The organism is Paenibacillus sp. 8b26 (genome assembly GCF_050626875.1).
GTDB lineage: Bacteria > Bacillota > Bacilli > Paenibacillales > Paenibacillaceae > Paenibacillus.
In genome coordinates this window covers 1,353,393-1,369,484 of record NZ_CP192445.1, presented here as the reverse complement: position 1 = coordinate 1,369,484, position 16,092 = coordinate 1,353,393, and the positions used below count along the sequence as shown (strand labels likewise).

The following is a 16,092-nucleotide window of genomic DNA, read 5'->3' as shown; positions in this document are numbered from 1 at the left end:
TCCATTGCTGCGGAAAAGTGTATTGCAGTAGCCCGCTTCTGTCTTTTTTACTTATACTATACCGATCGTTGGTTCTATACTACTATACAAACTTGCGATGATGCTTCTTGCCATCGTATGAGAATAAGGCCAGCTTGCCTTCAATCATCGTTTCCAAATGAATGGTCCGCCCCCACAGCTGATACACATACGGAAGCGTACGCTCCATATATTTTAAATCCAGCTCAATCCCTTCAAACTGATGCTTGAGCTTCAGCTCACCAGTGTGCAGATAATCTCCATCCTCAACGACAATATAAGGGGAGCCACCATTCACACGCGAGAACACAAGCTGGTCCCGTATGTTCTCCCACGATTTATCTGTTATTTTCCAATCCGGTCCCCGTTTCTCAAATACGTACAGATCCAAATCCTTGGTCAGTTGCTTGGTCATGTAATTGCGTATAAAAGAAGTGTCTGAGTCAAACTCCCGTACCTCGAACATTTTAGCGCGTCCTTCGCCCGGTTTGCGTCCTTGTCGCTCCTGCTCTTCACGGGTTGGGTTATCCCATCGCTTTTCAATATCCTCAAATATCTTAAGCCCCAAATAATACGGATTCAGGCTTTGCTTGGAAGGCTGTACGACAGAAGCATTCAGCAGTGCAAATTCAACGGTTTCATCCCCGGTCAAATCCAGTTCCCTCACAATCCGCTGATGCCAATAGGAGGCCCAGCCTTCATTCATAATTTTGGTCTCCATCTGGGGCCAGAAATACAGCATTTCGTCCCGCAGCATCGTCATAATATCCCGCTGCCAGTCCTCCAGCACCTCCGAAAATTCCTGAATAAACCATACAACATCCTTCTCCGGTTCAGGCGGGAACTGTCGTATCTGGATGCCTTCGCTTTCCGTCGAATCCAGCTGTGACTTCACCGTGTCCAGTGACCACAGATCATCGTAAGGACCGTCTGGGCGCTGCCGTTTTCCCGGTTCCTTTTGCTCACGGACTTTAAGCTCCATATAGCGCTGTTTATCCAGATGCTGCGGTTTGATTAGCTGTGGATCAACATGCTCTTGTATCGCCAGCACGGAGTCAATGAAAGATTCAACGGCCTTGGAGCCATATTCCATTTCATAACCGTTAATCCGGTCTGCTGTGGCGGACATACTCTCCACCATATTGCGGTTGGAAGCTGAGAAGCGAGCGTTGTGCTTAAAAAAATCACAGTGCGCCAGCACATGGGCGACAATCAATTTATTTTGAACTAAAGAATTCCCCTCCAGCAGGAAGGCGTAGCAGGGATTGGAGTTGATGACCAGTTCATAGATTTTGCTCAGTCCAAAATCATACTGCATCTTCATTTTATGAAATGTTTTTCCAAAACTCCAGTGGCTGAAGCGTGTGGGCATTCCATAGGCCCCGAACGTGTATACAATATCCGCCGGACAAATCTCGTACCGCATTGGATAGTAATCGAGCCCGAATCCGTTGGCAATCTCCATAATTTCTGATATCGCGTATTCCAGCTCTTTCTGGTCGGTGCTCATCCCACCGTTCCCCCTTCCCGTTTGCGAAAAAAGGTGCGTAAGGCTTGGTATACCTCGCCCTTTTCCTTGATAACGTAATACATGAACTGATCCAATTTAATGTTCTTATAGGCCGACATCAGTGTGCTGCTACGGTTATATTGATTCACTTCTCCATAGCCGAACATGTTGCTGCGCTTCATAAGCTCCTCGATTAGCTTCACGCACCGCTCGTTGTCCGAGGTCAGATTGTCGCCGTCCGAGAAATGGAAGGGATAAATATTATAGTTGGAAGCAGGGTAGCGCTTGTCGATAATCTCCAATGCCTTGAGATAGGCCGAAGAACAGATGGTGCCGCCACTTTCTCCACGGGTGAAAAATTCTTCCTCGGTAACCTCTTTGGCTTCGGTATGATGCGCCAGAAAGACAATCTCCACCTTTTCATATTGACGGCGCAAAAAGCGGGTCATCCAGAAAAAGAAGCTGCGGGCGCAATATTTTTCAAAAGATCCCATCGAGCCTGAAGTATCCATCATCGCAATGATCACTGCGTTGGATTGGGGAATGGTTTTCTCTTCCCATGTTTTGTAACGGAGATCGTCCGGACTGATATGATGAATGCCCGGATTGCCCTCGCGGGCGTTGCGGCGCAGATTTTCGAGAATGGTTCGCTTCTTGTCAATGTTGGCCTGCATGCCTTTTTTGCGTATATCATTAAATACGATAGATTCAACCTCAATCTGTTCCTTGTCTTTCTGCTGCAAATGCGGTAATTCCATGTCCTCGAACAGCATATCTTCCAGTTCTTCCATGCTGACTTCCGTCTCCATGATATCGTGTCCGGGCTGGTCTCCGGCTTTCTCGCCTTTACCGGGCTTCTGGGAAGCAGGATCGCGTCCGATGACATCCCCCACCTGACTGTCGCCGTCCCCTTGGCCTACATGCTTTTGTTTCTGATAATTATAAATGAAGCGATATTCGTCCAGACTGCGAATCGGTACTTTAATAATCTGCTTACCGTCTGACATGATAATATTTTCTTCCGTAATCAGATCAGGCAGATTTTGCTTAATCACATCTTTGACCTTCTGCTGATGACGCTGCTGGTCTTGGTACCCTTTGCGATGCAGCGACCAATCTTCGCGGGATACGACGAATGAATATGGCTGACGTGGTTCCGGCATTGTTAGGCACCCCCCAAGTGGATACACGGCACAGTTTGGCCTTGTTGGTTATTAAGTATATTCACGGGGATGTACGATATGTGATGGAACTTGATTTAAATTTTGCTCGTTTACTTTTATAATGAAAGTAAAAAATGTAAAAAAAGAATGGAGAATCTTGAGTTATGGAAGAAATTGAAGTACTTATAGTAGACGATGAACAGGGGCTGCGGGATATGCTGACAACGGTGTTAAAAAAAGAAGGATTCCTTCATGTTAAGCATGCAGCAACGGGTCAGGAAGCGCTGCAAGTCGTGAAGGAATATCATATTGATGTGATTGTGCTTGATGTTATGCTCCCTGATAGCGATGGGTTTGAGGTGTGTCGTCATTTGCGTCTATATACGGAAGCTCCTATTCTTTTTTTGACGGCAAGAGATACAGACCTGGACAAATTAATGGGATTTGGTATCGGGGGGGACGATTATATTACCAAACCGTTTAACCCTCTGGAAGTCGTTGCGCGTATGAAAGCTCGAATGAAATATCGGAAAGTTCCGACTGTGGCCATGAAACCGTCCTTACGCACTTTAGATTTTGGATATTTTCGTCTGGAGCTGGAATCCGGTGTGTTGTATGTGGAGGACAAGCAGGTCGATTGTCCGGCACGTGAATGGCTACTGCTGAAATTTTTGTGTAAGCACCCTAACCATATTTTCAGTGTACGGCAGCTATACGAGGCGATATGGAGCGAGGCCTTCTTAGGTGATGAGAAGACTGTAGTGATTCATATCTCCCGTTTACGAAAAAAAATAGAACCTGATCCTAAGCAACCGCAATTTTTAATTAATGTAAGAGGGCTTGGTTATAAAATGATGTCAGTCAAGAGGGAGGAGCAAGAATGAACTCTTTGGTTAAAATATCCTTTCGTTTTATGAAAGTAACGTTATGCTTTGTACTGGCCTATGTTCTTTGTTTTGTTATCTGCACTATCATATATATTTTTATAAAAAGTACATTTGCTGCATCTCAAAATATAAGTATTGATCTATTTTGGACAGGACTTGGTATCGTGCAAAGTACTGTATTCATAGCTGCCTATGGATGGTATATTGGTAAGCCACTAATTTACATGATTAAATGGATTGGAAATATATCAACGGGGGAATTCCAAGCGCCGCTAAGTGAGCTGGAACTGCCAGAGCGTAAAAAAAATCGGGAAAATAGTTATAAGCTCCCGTATCAATTGTATAAAGAGCTTTTTGAACAAATGAACATCTTATCTGCTCAATTGCGCCGCAATGAGGAGGAGAGAGTGGAAATAGAAAAGCGAAAACAGCAGTGGGTAGCAGGCGTAAGCCATGATCTGAAAACACCGTTAACCTATATTGAAGGATATGCAGCCATGCTAACTGCCCAAGAATATGATTGGTCTGATGAAGAAAGAAGAGGCTTTAGCATATGCATCAGTGAAAAAGTGACGGAGATGAAGCAGTTGATTCAGGATTTAAATGCTTCTATGCAGTTCAAGGAGAACCCTCTGCCGATTCAATTGAAGGAGGAGGACATTATAGAATTTCTTCGCAATGCAGTCATAGATATCGCTAACCATCCTTCAGCAGAGCAATACGAATTTTCTTTTACGTCAATGGAGGCAGCATGTATTATGCTCTTCGATAGCAAATTATTAGGAAGAGCGCTACAGAATTTTTTAATTAACGCGATCATCCATAACCCTCCAGGTACACATATTTCAATGGCAGTGAACAAAGCGAACGATAAGCTTCATATTTTTATCGAAGATGACGGCATAGGAATAATTCCAAATGAGTTCATGCAGGCGTCTCACTCCAAAGGGCATGGAATACCTATTGCCAAAAGCTTTATTGAAGCCCATAACGGAACGCTTCATATCCTTCCAGGAAGTAAAACGGGTACAAGGTTGGAGATTTCATTGCCGCTAAACATCTAACTTCTCAACATCTAATCTCACATTTTGAAGTTTGCTTGGTTTTTTTGCCTGCTGTTTATGAACTGTTTACTTGATGTTAACTTTACTTCAGTAAACTATATGTAACTAAAACTTCAGCATTAAAAGTCGAGAGGAGATAGGAAATGTCTGAATATGTAATACATACACAGCAGCTAACTAGGCGTTTTGGAAAACGGGAATTTGTAAAACGATTAAATCTCCAGGTACCCGGAGAGCAAATTTATGGATTTTTAGGACCTAATGGGGCTGGTAAAACAACCACGATTCGTATGCTGCTCGGGCTTATTAAATCCACAGCTGGAGAAATTGAGATTTTCGGGAAAAAGCTAAAGGATCAGCGTATGGAAATTTTGAAGGATGTTGGTTCCTTGGTTGAATCACCTGCCTATTATGCTCATTTATCCGCATATAGAAATTTGGAAATCGTTACAACGATGCGTGGACTGCCGACCCGAAGAATTCATGAAGTGCTGGATTTGGTGAGATTAAGCAAGGATGCGTATCGTCCGGTAAAAGGATATTCCTTGGGGATGCGACAAAGACTGGGGATTGCCATGGCACTTATTGCTAATCCCAAATTGTTGATTCTTGATGAACCGACGAATGGTTTGGACCCGTCCGGTATCCAGGAAATTCGGGAGTTAATTATGAACCTGCCTGGCGCTTACGGAATGACGGTACTGGTTTCGAGCCATTTATTAAGTGAAATTGAGCAGATTGCGACCTATGTAGGAATTATCAATCAGGGTGAAATGATTTTCCAGGGAACGATGAAGGAACTCACAGCCAAAAGTAAGCCTCAATTATTCATCGAAACCCAAGATCCTATTCTGGCTGCAGGAGCACTGATTCAGCATGGATGGACGGCTGAAGCTGAATCCATGGAACCCAAAGAAGTCGTAACTCCTATTGTGGATCGGCAACAATCTTCAGAGATGATTAAGGTGCTTGTGGAACACAATCATCCCATTTATCGGGTAACAGAAAAGAAAAAAACATTGGAGGAGATATTCCTTGAACTGACTGGTAAGGAGCGAAGTTTATGATACTCCGGGTTATAAAGGCAGAGGGGTTCAAGCTAAAGAAAATATGCTGGTGGCTTCCTCTTATACAGGGCTGTGTACTTACAGGTATGACTGCCGTGGAATGGTACCTTTACTTTCGGCAAGGGCCAGGAGGTGTCTATGCTGGTTTTGCTGTTATGTTTATGTTTCTCTCGTTTGTGATGCTGCTTGGCGGTACCCTTTTAGCGAGCATTATGGCGGGTACAGAGCATGATACTGATACATGGAAACAGCTTATGGCCATGCCTGTTCCCAGAAGCTACATCTATTTATCCAAAATAGTATGGATCGTGATTTTACAGTTTGGTACCGCCTTGATCACTATAGCAGGGATGAGCCTTATCTGGATGCTGTATACAAACGAGCCAATTCCTTGGCGGATTATGCTGTTGCAGCCGATTAATGCAAGCTTGGCTACCCTACCAGTACTCGCAATTCAACTTTGGCTTTCTACACTTTTCACTAATCAAGCATTCCCATTAGCGTTTGGTATATTTGGTTCTATTGCAAGCTTGTTTTTGGCACGCACAAGTATTCTATGGATTAAAATATTGCCTTGGTCATACCCTGCACTATCAAGCCCTCTGATTAAGGAACACATGATTTGGGTGATCGTTGCTTTAAGTGCAGGGGTCATTTTTACGGGACTTGGTACACTACAGTTTACCAAGCATGAATTCAAATAGAGAGGAGAAGCTGCATGGGCTCTATTTTACGCGTGGAAACGATAAAGCTTCAATGGATCATGGTATGGATTCTCATTATATTGGATGCGGTCATAAATTCTTTAATGGGAGTCTTGGAATTGAACGATTTGAAGCAGTTTTTTTCGCCTAGCTGGTTAACTTTATACACCTATTCAGCGCAATTTCACTCTATGTTTTTTTATCCGCTCTATTGTGGAATTATCGCTTCTCTTTTGTGTGCATACGAACATCGAGATGGGGGATGGAAAATTTTATTGAGCAGTCCGTATCCTCGTCAGCAAATCTATTATGCAAAATATATATTGCTCATTCTCATACTGGGGCTTGATCAGCTTATATTCATAGTAGGCTATTTTGTAAGTGGAAATATGGCAGGTGCTCCAGGAGAAATCCCTTGGTCTGTCGTCCTTTCTACCGGTTTGGGAGGGTGGCTCGGGATTTTCCCTCTAGCAGCACTACAGCTTATGCTCTCGATAAAAATCCGGAATTTTGGAGCTTCTCTGGGAATGTCCATTTGTTGTGTGGTTCCTAATATTGTCATAACAGGCTTCCATTCTTCTATAGGTGCGTGGTTTCCCTTCACGATTCCTTATTATATCATGCTGCCTCAAACAGCGACTTATGCACCCAGAGTTGAGCCTTATAGCCTTGGATTGATTGTAATTTTTACGTTTTTAGCTTATCTGTATGGTGGAAGAAAGATGTTTGTGAATAGGGACTGGTTGTAGTTAGGATAGCATTAGGATGTGATCCCAAGCTAGCTCCTTGTTCTCAGAAACACCTAATAAAGTAGCAGCAATTCCAGCAACGCCTTCAAGTATGCCCGCTTTTGACAGCCAGATCTGAGAGCCATCCGCCTTTGGCTCGGGATCAAGAAATCCAAGTGGGCTATCCGCTTGAAAGCGATCAAGTAAACGGCTCGATAATTGTTGCACAAGTGGGATAAGCGCAGGCTCTTTACTGTGACACCACATTCGCCAAGATATTATGAGTAGACCGGCAAGACCGTGACAGAGTGCAGAGGAGTCCATTTCCCGCTTAGTCACCTCATAGGAGATTGCACTAATACAAGCTTTTACAGCCAATTTTTGCAGATCATCATTATGGAGAGCCTTTCCGGCAAGAAATAGGGAACAGGCGATGCCGGGTGTACCGTAACACCATGCTTCTCTTGCTCGTTGGAAATCAAACTCTAGTGACCCTGTTTCAGCTTCAAATGGAACAATATGAGGCCAGTAGAAGCCGTATGTATCCTCATGTTTATACTTAAGCAACCATTCCGTAATGGTTTCAATCGCTTGATATTGACCTTTTACTTCAATTCCAGCACTGTATGCAACGGATAATAAAGCCAACGGTCCAGGAATACCATGTGCCATTCCACAATTGAAATTACCCAGAGGATAGTTACGTTTATCCCGGCCTAAAAATTGAAACTTTTGCGGAGAGTACCACCCTGGGACATAACGATTGTGAATATGTATGGGATGTGTAAGATGGGTGAGAAATTGAAGAATAGGCTCAACAAGAGGAGTACAGATGGGATCGGTTGAATTCATCAAAATATATCTTCCGATCCCTGAAGCTCCCGAAATGGTGTCAAAGGCTTGCATAGGCATCCCTTCTTGTAGACCTAATTGTTCTGTATTCGACTGAAGCCATTGTTTCGTTAGAGGAATCATCCATTGATGGATTTGTTGTAAGAAATTGCTGTAGTATTCGCCATGATTGGAAGCCTCACTCACGGAAGAAGCAATACCTGCCCATCCACTGTAAAGCGAGACATCGTTAAGACCATTTTTAGCAAGTGAAGCTTGGATTTGAGCCATGTTCAAGTGTATAGCCCCATTCCAATCATACGAAGAGTCTGTAGCACGCCATTGGGATAGTAAATGAATATTACCAGGATAACCATGCGAAAGTGAAGTTCCTCCCCAAGGGTGGTACTTTGTTTCCGGCGAAACATTGTGTTCTGCATGGACTGCCGTATAGACGGATTCGGGATCGCATATACAGAAGGCAATTTTTTTACTGATATCTCTTGCACGAGCTTGATCGGATTGTTGCATAACAAAACTATCCATTGTCATATGAATGCCCCCTTTATTTTTTTCTCATTATATTGTCGCTAAAAGTTAGTGAGTTGTCCTTAAAAATACTAAAAAGTAACGAAGGTTTATCTTAAATGTACTCGTTGAAGTTAAGACAAATGTAAGAATTTTATAAAGTCTAGTTAAGATTATATAACTTATAATGAAATTGTAAAAAATAAAAGGAGGTAACAAGATGAAAAATCAATTTGATCTGGACTTGCAAGTAGCCAAAAATGAGGTTGCTCCTAAAGAGGTTCAACCAGCCAGTGGTCTTATCTGTACTCCTTCATGTGCAACAGGTACTTTGAATTGTCAAGTTAGTCTTACCTTCTGCAAAACGTGTTAATAACGAGAAAATATGGAAAAAAGGCACGGTTTCTATAACCGTGTCTTTTCCCATATGAAAATGGGGAGGATTTATGGTCAAAGATTTGCAGGGGAGATCAGTTGAAATCAGTAAGTATATAGCACAAAAACTAACAGACCTATCATATACAGAAAAGATAGTCATTCATACAAACAACCTCTCACCTTCACGTGGAGTGGCCCCTTGGAATCCGGGCTCGCTTGCCGATGGAGTTCCAGGTGTATTAGTGTTGTTGGCCGAATGGGGTTATCTGGAGCCGGATCAATATTGGGCAGAGCATGTGCATACTCAGTTGCTGTATTTACACTCTAACTCTTTATTATTGCTGCCTCATACTTCTCTTTATTACGGAACAACAGGAGTGGCTTATGGCATACTCTTAGCTTCTAATAACAGAGCTAACTATAACCAACTAACGTCTCAACTGAATAAACATATTGAAGTTGAATGGGGAAAATTCCCTGTAATGAGCTCAACAAAAGAGTTTAGCAAGCAGATGGATTTCATCAATGGACTGCTCGGAGTTGGCAGATACACATTGGAGATTCCAGAAGACAAGGCGATGCGTGATCTGTCTCGTCAATTATTGGATACCATTACGTGCTTCATACCTGAATATATTCATTTGGCGTCAAGAGTAGGTTCGGCTTCAATCCATCTAGGTTTGGCGCATGGTATTACCGGAATACTTGCACTGCTTGTCACTGTCCTACAAAAAAAAATCGAAGTTAAAGGACTACATGAGGCTATAAAACATATAGCCAATTTTTTGCTTATTCAAATTCAGGAGGATCAATATGGTTTGTATTGGCCTGTAAACTCTCAAGTGGCTTCAATGAACAAGATAGAGAACAAAGACGGAATGAGAGAAATTGAAGGCTGGTGCCATGGAACCTTTGGAATAGCCTGGACTCTATTCAAAGCAGGAATTGAGTGTAGTAATGAAGAATGGAAAAAGATAGCGAAAAAAGCTGTAGAATCCATATTTTGCTTAGATGAAGAGCTATTAAATGCGTTATCCCCCACTTTCTGTCACGGATTGGCGGGTTTGCTTCATATGGCTCATAGATTCTATTACTTAACCGGTAATATAGCAGCGTTACACTTTGCCGATCAGATAGCATTAAAGTTAGTGAATTTATACGATGAAGAGCTTCCGTTTGGATACCAGGATTTGGAGGGGACAACTCATGTTCATAATATAGGAATATTGCAAGGGGCAACAGGGATTGCATTAAGCTTGTTGGACTATGGAATAGGGAAGGAACAACCTAAATATTCAGGGAGATGGAGTGAATTGTTTCTAATTTCGTAGCGGCTCGGTCTTAACTGCTTTATCTGAAGCATTGGTTTTGGGGGGATTAGATGAAACAAAAATTTATGGTTATATCATCCTTTAAGAAAATTAAGCATTTTTTTGAGACTTTAAGCACTCCAGAAAACGTTCAAATCATGTTTTATGATTCGCTTTACCAAGCTCTACCGGAGATTGATGAGCAGTGCATCGGTGTAGCTTTGAATCAGGATTATGTAACGCTAGAGGATTTGTCTTACTGGCACACCGTTAAAGAAAAATTTACGGTCCCATTTATCTTCCTGTCCTATCATTGTGATGACAAACGGCAATTGGATCTCCTCAAACAATTGTTTTCCATGGCTTCATCTGAATATGGAATGGAGAGAGACCGTGAGGCAATTAGTTTATCACCCAATGTTATTTTTGATCCTGCTGGAAAGGTTATTTGGAAGCAAGGGCATGAGCACATGCTGACTATGATGGAATTTCGATTATTAATGTATCTCCTTACAGCGAAAGAGCGTGCATTGACGATTGATCACATTATAGACAGAGTATGGGGAGTTGATGCTTTTACTACATCTAATACGGTGTATGTGCATATTCGAAAATTGAGAGAGAAAATAGAAGATGATCCAAGTCATCCGAAAATTTTAGTAACATGTCATGGAATTGGTTACAAGTTGAATATATTTCCTAAAAATTTGGAGGTGGTCAGTTGTGAAGAGACAACTGCATTACACTGATACTCATAAACTACATAAAGAAGAAAGAGTTAAGGATGAAAGGTGGTTCAGTGCATGTGATTTCTTTCTAATCAGAGCCCCATTACTACCGCTAGATCAATATTTTCAGGTATTTTCGGGCCAAAATTTGGACAGCGAGCTTACTTTGGAGGAAATAACTCGTCGACTAAAGCTGGTTTCCCAGGAAACTGTTATTCAAGAAGCCATATCATTAGCCTCTCCGTCCCTTATGCAGTTTCTACACTACTTGAACGATGATAATGCATTGGATGATAAAGGAGAGCTACAAAAGTATGAGAAGACGTTGAACAGCTTTTATCGTTATTTTATTAGGATGACTACCCGAACGACCCCTTTTGGATTGTTCTCGGGAGTAGGGCAGGGGATCTGCGGCAAGTCTACCCATTTGGATATTGGTACCTATAATAAGCATCTTAAGAGAGCTAGACCCGATATGGAATGGATATATAAACTTATTCAAAAAATCGAAGCTGATCCAGCCATATTTAATCAATTAAAAGTCTCCTTAAACAAAACGGTTATGATCAAAGGAAACCGAGCCAAATTACCTTTTAGACCTAAACATGGAGCAGCAGAAGCTGATGATTCTGCAGAAATTTTTAGCTCCATTCATCTCACTGATGTCGTTCGCCTGACGTTCGAAGCTACAGAGTTTCCAATTCAGGTGATGGAATTAAAAGTAATACTATTAAAAGCATTCCCTGACGCTACTATGGAAATGATCGTTAATTATTTGCGGCAACTTGTAGAGCAAGAATTTATTTTGAGTGAGCTTAGACCCCCATTAATGGATCATTCGTCCTTTCACTACATATTCGAAAAAATTAAAAAGTTGGATGTTACCGATCAATGGATTCATATTTTACATGAAATCGATACTTTATTACTTCGATATAATCAATGCACTATTGGGGAAGGAGCAGATGTCTATCGGAAGTTAAGTAGCAAAATGCTGAATATAATTTCTGTGAAGACACCTGTACAAGTTGATGTCAAACTGGAAAAAGAGGTCACTCTGCCGCGACATGTGTTGGATGATGCTGCATTAGGTGCTGAGATCATGTGCAGATTGTATGCACCTCCCAAAACTTATGAATTGGCAGAATACTTGAATCGTTTTTTGGAGAAATACGGTGTGTATCAGGAGGTCCCAATTAATGAATTGTTTGATGAGGATTGGGGACTCGGAATACCCGAGATGTACCGTACGAATATAGAGAAAAGTTCAATGGAGGATGTAGGGGCGTTTAAACGCAACGCTATTCTTTTTCAATGGGTTGCGAATGCAATTTCTAACCATGAAATAGAGCTTATCCTGACAGATGAGCAGGTAGAACAACTTACAGTTTTTGATAATTTTGAAACTTCCCCTGAAACGATGGAGATCTATTATAGTATTTATGCTAATTCCCCTGAAAAAGTTGATTCTGGCGATTATGTGCTGTTACTTGGAGCAAGTGCTGGTTCCAATAGAGCGGGTAAGACTTTTGGTCGTTTTCTAGATATGTTTAATGAGGAATTTATCCAAAAATTCTCTGAAGTATATGATCATCACCAATGTTTCCATCCAGAAGCATTGTTGTCAGAGATGGTTTTTATGCCTGAACAAGGAAAAATATCAAATATATCACTAAGTAAAAATTTAATGGAATATGAGATTGTATCTGGAACTATCTCTTCTAAAGACAAGGAGCATACACTACACATTGATGACTTGCTGGTGGGTGCAACTCTTGACCGTTTCTATGTCAAATCCAAATCTTTAGGTAAAGAAATAATCCCCTTGCAAACACATATGCTTAATTATAAGCTTTCACCACATATATTCAGGTTTCTAACGGATATTACCAATAAAGAGATTGGTACGTGGTCCTATTTTAACTGGGGAATATTAGAACAGTCACCTTTTTTACCAAGACTAGTGTATAAAAAGGTTATTATTAGTGCTGCACAATGGAAACTGGGCAAGGCCACACTGAACATTTCAAAATTAAACGAATCAAGAAAAGAAGAAGAGCTTTTTCATACATGGAGACAACAATGGAATGTGCCGCGCTATGTTTATTTAACGATGGGTGATAATCGTCTTTTACTAGACTTGTGCAATCTCTTTCATGTGAAAGAACTGCTTCGTGAGTTGAGCAAGACACGTGATGGACAGGAGCTTCTACTTATCGAATGTCTGGGTGACCCTTCACATACCCCATTACATGGGGCAGCAGGTAAATATATGGGGGAATTTGTGTTTCCATTAAAGAAAAAAAGTGTAAAGATAAAATCAAATATCCTTAGTTCACAGAATAAGGTTGAATTCCAAAATTTCACTGACCATACTCCTGTCAGCATGAATAGAGGGATACTTCCAGGAGGGAATTGGTTATACCTTAAATTGTACGGAATCAAGGAAAGAGAGACGGACCTTATTGGTTTAAGTTTGGGACAGCTAATAAACAAGCCCGATTTTGAGGACTGGAGTGAAAAAGCCTATTTTATCCGGTATGTTGATCCTGAACATCATATCCGTCTACGATTTCAGGGTGACCCTGATAAGCTGTGGACAATTGGTTTAGCGCAATTGAATCAGTGGGCATCCCAACTGCGTGAAGAAGGACTTATAACGAATATGATTTTGGACACATATCTTCCTGAAATAGAGAGATATGGGGGACAGGCACTTATGGAACTGGCAGAACAAGTTTTTGACATAGACAGTAAATGGGTCGTCTCCTACTTGGGGGGAGTTCGTTCTAAAGTTTTTAATCTGGACGTAGAGATTGCGGCGGTTATTAATATTATTCATTATCTGAGTGGCTTTGATTTAACAATTCAACAGCAAGTCGACTGGCTTGAAGAGAGAATTGATAGCAAGCCGCATATGAAGGCATTCAGGGATATTAAAAAAACATTGATCACCTCTGTAGAATCGAATTATGAATGGATTCGACAGGCGGATATGGTCTCACAGACCGCTTTTTTAGAACTTGTAGAAAAAAGACAAGCCAGTATTGAGCGGTATGCTCAAGCGGTAACCCTTGCTAAAAATAATAATGTGCTCACTAATCATCCTAATGATATTTTGGGTAGTGTAATCCATATGCACTTGAATCGTCTGCTTGGTGTTAATAGGGAGCGGGAAATGAAATGTATGGCTTTAGCAAAGCACACATTAGCTAACTTGTTGCACCGGAAAGGGGTAGGCCATGTCACAGTCTAATGGGCAAAAAAATGATTTAGTTTCATTGTCCTATAAGAATATATTTCGTACTTTTTTATTTTGGCCTCGTATATTCAGATTACTATGGGATACTCATCCCGCCTTTTTAATCGCTATACTCATTACTAATTTGTTTAAAGGTGCGATTCCTGCTGTGATTCTTTTAGCTACGAGAGAATTGATCAACAGTGTGGTGGGAGGGGGGTCAGGAGGAAGCTTTCAACCTGTTTTTATTGCTTTTGGCGTCTTAATAGGCATCAACATTGTGTATGATTTGATAAACATAGGAGAAAGTTTTTTTCGTAAAATGTTTCAAAGTCAACTATCAAACCAAGTTAATATCAGAATTATTGAAAAAGCACAGAAGATGTCTTTGCAGTCGTTTGAGGATGCAGATGTCCAAAATATGCTTCAACGGGCTCAGGGAGAGGCAGATTACAGGCCTTTTGAAATTTTCACTCAAATCCTGGCCATTATTAGTAGTGTTGTAACCTTATTTTCAGTGGGCGCTATTCTTATAGCGTGGAAATGGTGGGCGTTCTTATTTATTTTTCTTATTCCCTGTTTATCATTCTATTCTTTTTTACGCATCGGACAAAGAGAATTTAATGTTCATTTTCAAAGGGCAGGAAGGCAACGCGAATCCTGGTACTTGTCTTTTTTAGTTACCAGAGATAACAGTTTTAAAGAAGTGAAAATTTTTCAATTGGGAGACTATTTGCGAAAAAGATATAAGACTATACTTGAAGGGTTTTACCGTGAGGATAAAGTTCTAGCAGTTCGTAGGTCATATACTTCTCTTGTATTTCAAATTGTAAACCAGGGGGCAGGTGGGTTTATTATTTTCATGGCAGTACAAGCTACTTTTGTAGGCCAAATTTTAGTAGGGAACTTGGTAAGCTTAATTCAGGCTATAACGTTAACACAGTCAACATCCCAGAGCATCGTACAGGGAATTTTAAGCTTGTGCCAAAACAATTTATACATTAAGCAGCTATTCGACTTTTTAGATATGCCTGAGGAAACGGAGACACAAACAATAAATCAGAGTTTGTCCGCCATTCAAAGTATTGAATTTCGCAATGTATCGTTTAGGTATCCAAATACTGAGGTAAATGCAATTTCAAATGTTAGCTTCACTCTTTCTCAAGGAGAGAAGCTAGCCATTGTAGGAAGAAATGGTTCGGGTAAATCAACTATCGTTAAGTTATTGACTCATTTGTACTCAGAATTTGAAGGAGAAATTTTAATCAATGGGCACTCAATACATGAAATGGATAAAGATAGCTTCAGAGAAAAGATAGGAGTTGTTTTTCAGGATTTTGTACATTATGAGATGGCTGTTAGAGATAATATAGGTTTTGGAAATGTGTCTTCTAGAGAAATTGATGAGGACATTTGGACAGCTATAGACAAAGCTGGAATTGCAGATTTGGTAGTCAGTCTGCCCGATAAAATTGATACCTTGCTTGGAAAATGGTTTGAAGACGGACAACAGCTATCTGGAGGACAGTGGCAGCGTATTGCAATAGCAAGAGCTTTCATGAGGAACGCCGATGTATATGTCTTGGATGAACCAAGTTCGTTTTTGGACCCACACGCAGAGAAAGAAGTTTTTCAAAAGTTTGATCAGCTTGTAAATGAGAAATTAGGAGTGTTTATCTCTCACAGATTGTCCTCTACACGCATGGCGGATACCATCATTTTAATGGAGGAGGGCAAAATCATTGAGGCAGGGAGCCATGAACACTTACTGGATATGAACGGGGTGTATGCTGAAATGTTTCGGCTACAAGCCTCGTCGTATCTTCCACAACGAGAATGTGACTTTCAGGAGGAAAATACGTCGCCCTCTTTAGTAAGGATGACAGGTGGATAATTATAAAGGACAGATACCCTCCTGTGTCGTAGGAGGGTAAT

General features: G+C 41.1%; 13 protein-coding genes. 10 read left to right on the top strand and 3 right to left on the bottom strand.

All coding sequences use genetic code 11. The features are described from left to right. Positions 1–82 precede the first annotated feature (82 nt). The gene (locus tag ACQ4MX_RS05995) at positions 83–1,528 is read right to left on the bottom strand and encodes a SpoVR family protein (protein ID WP_431089760.1); all 1,446 of its coding nucleotides are present in this window, start codon (positions 1,526–1,528) and stop codon (positions 83–85) included. Further along, positions 1,525–2,691, bottom strand: a complete 1,167-nt coding sequence (gene yhbH, locus ACQ4MX_RS05990; protein WP_431089759.1) for a sporulation protein YhbH — start codon at positions 2,689–2,691, stop codon at positions 1,525–1,527. Before yhbH ends, ACQ4MX_RS05995 begins: the two co-directional genes overlap by 4 nt. A 164-nt stretch (positions 2,692–2,855) precedes the next feature. Between yhbH and ACQ4MX_RS05985 the strand changes: the two genes are divergently transcribed. The 5 genes from ACQ4MX_RS05985 (at position 2,856) to ACQ4MX_RS05965 (ending at position 7,162) form a co-directional block, all read left to right on the top strand. Next, positions 2,856–3,575, top strand: coding sequence for a response regulator transcription factor (locus ACQ4MX_RS05985; RefSeq protein ID WP_431089758.1), 720 nt, complete (start codon positions 2,856–2,858; stop codon positions 3,573–3,575). Beyond that, the gene (locus ACQ4MX_RS05980; protein ID WP_431089757.1) at positions 3,572–4,642 is read left to right on the top strand and encodes a sensor histidine kinase; all 1,071 of its coding nucleotides are present in this window, start codon (positions 3,572–3,574) and stop codon (positions 4,640–4,642) included. The genes ACQ4MX_RS05985 and ACQ4MX_RS05980 overlap by 4 nt, the downstream gene beginning before the upstream one ends. 143 nt (positions 4,643–4,785) lie before the next feature. Continuing rightward, positions 4,786–5,709, top strand: a complete 924-nt coding sequence (locus ACQ4MX_RS05975) for an ABC transporter ATP-binding protein (protein WP_431089756.1) — start codon at positions 4,786–4,788, stop codon at positions 5,707–5,709. Next, positions 5,706–6,413 carry an ABC transporter permease gene (locus tag ACQ4MX_RS05970; RefSeq protein ID WP_431089755.1) on the top strand — a complete coding sequence of 236 codons (708 nt, stop codon included), beginning with the start codon at positions 5,706–5,708 and terminating at the stop codon, positions 6,411–6,413. The genes ACQ4MX_RS05975 and ACQ4MX_RS05970 overlap by 4 nt, the downstream gene beginning before the upstream one ends. Before the next feature lie 14 nt (positions 6,414–6,427). Then, positions 6,428–7,162 carry an ABC transporter permease gene (locus ACQ4MX_RS05965; protein WP_431089754.1) on the top strand — a complete coding sequence of 245 codons (735 nt, stop codon included), beginning with the start codon at positions 6,428–6,430 and terminating at the stop codon, positions 7,160–7,162. Here the strand turns inward: ACQ4MX_RS05965 and ACQ4MX_RS05960 are convergent, their stop codons facing one another. Continuing rightward, positions 7,163–8,524 carry a lanthionine synthetase C family protein gene (locus ACQ4MX_RS05960; protein ID WP_431089753.1) on the bottom strand — a complete coding sequence of 454 codons (1,362 nt, stop codon included), beginning with the start codon at positions 8,522–8,524 and terminating at the stop codon, positions 7,163–7,165. It lies immediately after the preceding gene. A 196-nt stretch (positions 8,525–8,720) separates the two neighbouring features. Here ACQ4MX_RS05960 and ACQ4MX_RS05955 point away from each other — a divergent pair, with 196 nt between their 5' ends. From ACQ4MX_RS05955 to ACQ4MX_RS05935, 5 genes are all read left to right on the top strand, one after another. Next, complete coding sequence (locus ACQ4MX_RS05955) at positions 8,721–8,873, top strand: FDLD family class I lanthipeptide (RefSeq protein WP_137062363.1); 153 nt, start codon at positions 8,721–8,723, stop codon at positions 8,871–8,873. 73 nt (positions 8,874–8,946) lie between these two features. Next, positions 8,947–10,209 carry a lanthionine synthetase C family protein gene (locus ACQ4MX_RS05950; RefSeq protein WP_431089752.1) on the top strand — a complete coding sequence of 421 codons (1,263 nt, stop codon included), beginning with the start codon at positions 8,947–8,949 and terminating at the stop codon, positions 10,207–10,209. 50 nt (positions 10,210–10,259) lie between these two features. Then, a complete protein-coding gene (locus tag ACQ4MX_RS05945; protein WP_431089751.1) occupies positions 10,260–10,937 on the top strand; it encodes a winged helix-turn-helix domain-containing protein in 678 nt (225 codons plus the stop codon). Next, complete coding sequence (locus ACQ4MX_RS05940) at positions 10,912–14,172, top strand: lantibiotic dehydratase (RefSeq protein ID WP_431089750.1); 3,261 nt, start codon at positions 10,912–10,914, stop codon at positions 14,170–14,172. Before ACQ4MX_RS05945 ends, ACQ4MX_RS05940 begins: the two co-directional genes overlap by 26 nt. Further along, positions 14,159–16,051 carry an ABC transporter ATP-binding protein gene (locus tag ACQ4MX_RS05935; protein WP_431089749.1) on the top strand — a complete coding sequence of 631 codons (1,893 nt, stop codon included), beginning with the start codon at positions 14,159–14,161 and terminating at the stop codon, positions 16,049–16,051. Before ACQ4MX_RS05940 ends, ACQ4MX_RS05935 begins: the two co-directional genes overlap by 14 nt. The last annotated feature ends 41 nt before the right edge of the window (positions 16,052–16,092 follow it).